Raw genomic sequence first — 4,789 nt, forward strand, 5'->3', positions numbered from 1 at the left:
CGGAGAAGCTATGAGCAACATTCTGGGTATTGTTCTGGATGTTGGACTCCATAAATCCTTGCAACAACTCTCTGACCAATTGCCAAATTCTGGTCAAAGTCAACAACGGTTTGAGCTATGGTCGCAAACAAACTATTCAGCTTGGGCTGAACAGGTAAACAAGACGGTGATTAATTATCGCAATATTAACCACGAGTGGCAGTTTAGCTCTGAGCAAGAGCAAGTGTTGCAACGCTACTATGATGCTAATCAGTTACTACTCGATTGCCTGCATAGCAATTGTGAAGTGACATCTGCTATTAGGCAGGAAATTGAAGCCACTTTATTGTTGCCGATAAAGGAACTTGAGGATAGGGAATGGCAATAATTCTTTTGGTTAATTCCTGAAGGAGGTTTGGATTGCAAAAATAATCTTGAATAAGTTTTGTGTTGTAGTTAATCAACTAATTCACAAATAAATTATCCTCCTTGGATGAATGGGTTATAAAAACTTTTTCAGTGTTCAACTTTATCTCGTGTTCCTACGTGCCCCACGAGTATAGTTTCCAGCGTTGCTGTAATTTATTTGAGAAGTTGCAGATATGCTGTTTGCGAGAATTGCAAACAAATAGGATTGCTATAAATATTTATCAAGTTGTGGCTAAAGCTGGTTCTGCGGCAAAATATTTCAGATTTTCTTGCTGAGTGGCGAATTTCAAATACTGAGAGGCCATTTCTGGTGTTAGCAGTTCTATCATTAATCTGTTTTCCACCCAGAACTCAATCACATCAAAGAAAGAATCGCGGTTACAGCGCACTACACGCCAACCTTCACGGACACCGATTTGTTCAATTTCTTTCTGACTAATGGGTACAGAAATAGCTGCATGAATATCTGTATAAATAGAGGTAATTGCAGTATGCACAAATACGCATTCTTCATCATTTTCACCAGGTTCAATTTGAGAGCCTAAAGGATAAAGTTCAATGGCTGTACCGTATTCATCAAAAGGTATAACCATATAGCTTCCTGGGTTAGGAGGAAATGGAACAGCTTGCGCTTTTAAGATTTCTGCCAGAACTTGGGCAACATGACTAGGGTTTCTAACAGCAATTGAAATATGGTGAATCATGGAATAACCTCAGTTCGATATTTTATAAATTAGGAAACAATCGGGGAGAACTAGGGGAGAGAAAAAAGCTTAACTCTTAAATAGACTTCTTGCAAAAGTCGGGGTAAAGGGGAAGGGGAAAAGGGTAAATAAACTCAAAATCCTTTCCCTTTAACCTTTACCCTTTTCCCTCTCTTGCAAAAATATGTTTTTGCAAGAGGTCTAATGCTTATTAGCTTATTGAGGTCGCCCGTAATGACTTCGCCCTTTACCATCGGCAGTCTCAAGCACTAGAACTTGCTGCCCGGAATCATTCGTCTCAATCGACCACTGATAAGTCTCAGGCTTTGCTGTATTGCGGCTGGAGTAAGTGCGCCCGCTATTGCAAATTTGCCCTTTGGATGTGCTGTCACTGGGTTGGAAAGTCAGACGTTGAGCTTCAATCTTAACTTTGCCTTTTTCCTCTATGAAGAGGTTAGACGCACAGTTGTAAGTGTTGATTTGAAGCAGCCTATTTCGCTTGTAGTTTCCGTTAGATGCGAGTTGAAATTGATCGCTAGAACCGTTCGGGGCTGCTGACTGCCCTGTGTAACTATCTTGGTATTGAATGGACGAGATTCGACCATATCGCCACTCGCCCTGGAGTTCAGCAGGGACTCCAGTATCGTTTTTACCTGCCTGACTCGCGCTTGGGTAAAAAACAAGGCTAGCGGTGAGGCCCAAACTTAGGGCACTAGAAGCGAAAAGGCGGACAGCTTTTGGCATGGAATAGAGTTGGTTGTTTCTTAGTAAGTACATTTGGCTTTTGTAGAAATAGATTTATTTACCAACTAAAGCGATTTAGGGCGCGAAGTTTGCGTGTTTATATATAGCAGTTACCAGTAGCACAGCTAGCTGTGCGCTGCATTCCAACGAAACGTTCACGCAAGAAATTGCAATCCATATTTGTTCAAAACAGGTTGCACTTTTTCCATGTTTAATGATGAACTATCTGCTAATTGACCCATTTCTTCATAAAAGTTTTTCGCACCTTTAGGTGAAACTAAAACCAGAAATTTAGCAGTAGCAGAACGAATCTTGAAGGCGTGTGGTGCATTGTGAGGAATGTTAACGAAAAAGCCTGGTGATGCCAAAATTGTTTCTGTACCAACTTGGATGTCTAATTCCCCTTCTAGAACATAAAATGCTTCTTCCCAAGGGTGAGTGTGCAGTGGCGGGCCATTTTCTTCTGTATCTGTGATTTCATAAATTGTCCAAGCTTGATTTGTCTCTTCCCCAGTTACTTTTGTTGTGAACTGTGAACCAAGAATTGAGAATTGATTACCTTCTCCTGGTGCAAGAATAGTTGGTTTACGTATAGTTGAACTTTGCATACGAGTTACTCCTTATTGTGTAATTTGGTAGGTGTAATCTACAAACTTGATTTGATGCTTTTAACATTAGAAATTAATCGGGGAGAACTAGGGGAGATAAATGGGTAATTGATATTTTTTTTGTAACTGATTATTAAGACATGGAACTAAGGTTAAAATTTCTAGAAAGAATTAGTAGCCTATTCTGGCTAAAGTCGATATTGCCATGCCTAAAGAGCCATTCAACTTGCCAAAAGCAGACATACTGGTGATTGATGACACGCCAGAAAACCTAAACCTCTTATCTGCCATGCTGACGGAACAGGGATATAAAGTTCGCAGCGTAACTAAAGGTTCTACGGGGTTACGGGGAGCAAATGCAGTTCCCCCCGACCTGATTTTGTTGGATGTGAATATGCCGGAGATGAATGGCTATGAAGTCTGCCAACACCTGAAGGCAAACGATCGCACCCGCGAAATTCCAGTAATTTTTATCAGCGCTTTGGGTGATGTGCTGGATAAGGTGAAAGCGTTTGCAGTTGGTGGCGTGGACTATATAACTAAGCCTTTTCAACTAGAAGAGGTTTTAGCACGAATTGAAAATCACTTGACGATTTGGAAACTGCAACAACAACTCCAAGCCCAAAATGAGCGGTTGCAGCAAGAAATTAGCGATCGCGCCAAAGCAGAAGAGAAGTTTACTAAAGTTTTTCGCTCTAGTCCCAATCCGATCGCGATCGCTACCATTTCTGAAGCTCGTTTTATTGATGTCAATCCCAGCTTCTTGAAGATGAGCGGCTACTTGCTGGAGGAAGTGATTGGTTATACGGTTGCTGAACTTAATTTAGGTAAGGATGCAGTAGCGATCGCTCAGACCATCCAACTTTTATCTGATACTGGGTCACTCTATAATCAAGAATTTGAATTTTCTACCAAGTCTGGAGAGGTCAAGACTATACTGCTATCTATCGAATTGATTGACCTGGGTGGGGTGCAATGCGCTTTATTGATTGCCAACGACATCACCGAACGTAAACGCTTGGAAAACGAGTTTATCTCTCTAGTTAGCCACGAATTACGTACACCTTTAACCTCTACAATGGGAGCGTTAGATTTATTGGGTGCAGGACAATTAGGAACTCTAACTGAACAGGGACAAAAAGTTCTGAGCATAGCTACTACTAATACTGAACGCCTGATCCGATTGATAAATGATATTCTCGATTTAGAGCGGATGAAATCAGTCAAAATCTTCATGCAGAAGATGAAGTGCAATGCTGCTGACCTGCTAATTATAGCAACAGAAACAATGCAGGCAATGGCAGATAAATTGCAAGTTAAACTGATTGTCGATCCTCTAGCAATTGAACTTTGGGCAGATCCCGATCGCCTACTGCAAACTCTGACCAACTTAATAAGTAACGCTATTAAGTTTTCTGAACCAGGTGATACGGTGTGGATAAGTGCCATACTCGCAGAACACAAGGTTGTTGGGTTGGGAGAACATGACCATTCTTCAACACAAGACACTCCATTACCCAGTTTCCTGCTGATTACTATCCGAGATGAAGGGCGAGGAATTCCTAAAGATAAATTGCAACTAATCTTCGAGCGCTTTCAGCAGGTAGATGCATCCGACTCCCGCAAAAAAGGAGGAACAGGTTTAGGACTGGCTATTTGCCGAAATATTGTCCAGCAACATAACGGTAAAATCTGGGTTCAGAGCATTTTGGGTGAAGGTAGCACGTTTTATGTACTGTTACCTCTGGCAGCTTTCTAATAAATGGCTTTTAACTGTTTAATTCTCACCTGCTTTTCCCCGATTTAGCTTTAGAATATCTCAAGAGCGATCAAGCAAATTAGCACATACATCGTGGAAGAGTGTCATTATGAGCAAAAATGTCTTGATTGTTGATGATGAAGAAGATGTGCGGGCGATCGCAAAGTTGGGATTAGAAATGGGTGCTGGCTGGAACGTTTTGACAGCTAGTTCTGGTCAAGAAGCCTTAAACGTAGCTCTTAACCATAAACTAGATGTCATCTTACTAGATATGATGATGCCTGATATGGATGGGCGTGCAACTCTGCAACAACTGAAAGCTAACCCCGCCACTCAAAAAATTCCAGTAATTTTATTAACAGCCAAATTTCAGCAATCAGATCGAGAGAGTTTTACTGATTTGGATGTTGCTGCTATTTTTGCCAAGCCTTTCCGTCCATTGAAACTGGCAGAGCAAATCAGTGAAGTACTGGGCAGTTAGTATGACTTTGATACCTTGTTCGCGTTAGGGTGTTTTATCCCTTCCCCTTTAACCTTTAACCTTTCCCCAATCCTCACAAGCGCAT

6 protein-coding genes are annotated in these 4,789 nt (G+C 41.3%); 3 read left to right on the plus strand and 3 right to left on the minus strand.

What is annotated here, in order from left to right; genetic code table 11:
* On the plus strand, positions 1-367 hold a 367-nt coding region (locus ABF638_RS36675), incomplete at its 5' end, for an NACHT C-terminal helical domain 2-containing protein (protein WP_435027666.1).
* Positions 368-629: 262 nt separating this feature from the next.
* On the opposite strand, the gene ABF638_RS36680 is transcribed toward ABF638_RS36675, so the two are convergent.
* The 3 genes from ABF638_RS36680 to ABF638_RS36690 all read right to left on the minus strand — a co-directional run bounded on the left by ABF638_RS36680 (position 630) and on the right by ABF638_RS36690 (position 2,464).
* Positions 630-1,112: a hypothetical protein gene (locus tag ABF638_RS36680; RefSeq protein ID WP_435027667.1), complete on the minus strand. Its 483-nt coding sequence runs from the start codon at positions 1,110-1,112 to the stop codon at positions 630-632.
* Between the two features lie 216 nt (positions 1,113-1,328).
* The gene (locus ABF638_RS36685; RefSeq protein WP_435027668.1) at positions 1,329-1,889 is read right to left on the minus strand and encodes a hypothetical protein; all 561 of its coding nucleotides are present in this window, start codon (positions 1,887-1,889) and stop codon (positions 1,329-1,331) included.
* A gap of 122 nt (positions 1,890-2,011) precedes the next feature.
* On the minus strand, positions 2,012-2,464 hold the full coding sequence (locus ABF638_RS36690; RefSeq protein ID WP_435027669.1) for a cupin domain-containing protein: 453 nt from the start codon (positions 2,462-2,464) through the stop codon (positions 2,012-2,014).
* Positions 2,465-2,669: 205 nt separating this feature from the next.
* On the opposite strand from ABF638_RS36690, the gene ABF638_RS36695 reads away from it, so the two are divergent.
* Complete coding sequence (locus tag ABF638_RS36695) at positions 2,670-4,223, plus strand: ATP-binding response regulator (RefSeq protein ID WP_435027670.1); 1,554 nt, start codon at positions 2,670-2,672, stop codon at positions 4,221-4,223.
* A 109-nt stretch (positions 4,224-4,332) separates the two neighbouring features.
* A complete protein-coding gene (locus ABF638_RS36700; RefSeq protein ID WP_435027671.1) occupies positions 4,333-4,704 on the plus strand; it encodes a response regulator in 372 nt (123 codons plus the stop codon).
* Positions 4,705-4,789 lie beyond the last annotated feature (85 nt).

It is taken from the genome of Nostoc sp. CALU 1950 (genome assembly GCF_051172895.1).
GTDB classification, from domain to species: Bacteria; Cyanobacteriota; Cyanobacteriia; order Cyanobacteriales; family Nostocaceae; genus Nostoc; species Nostoc edaphicum_A.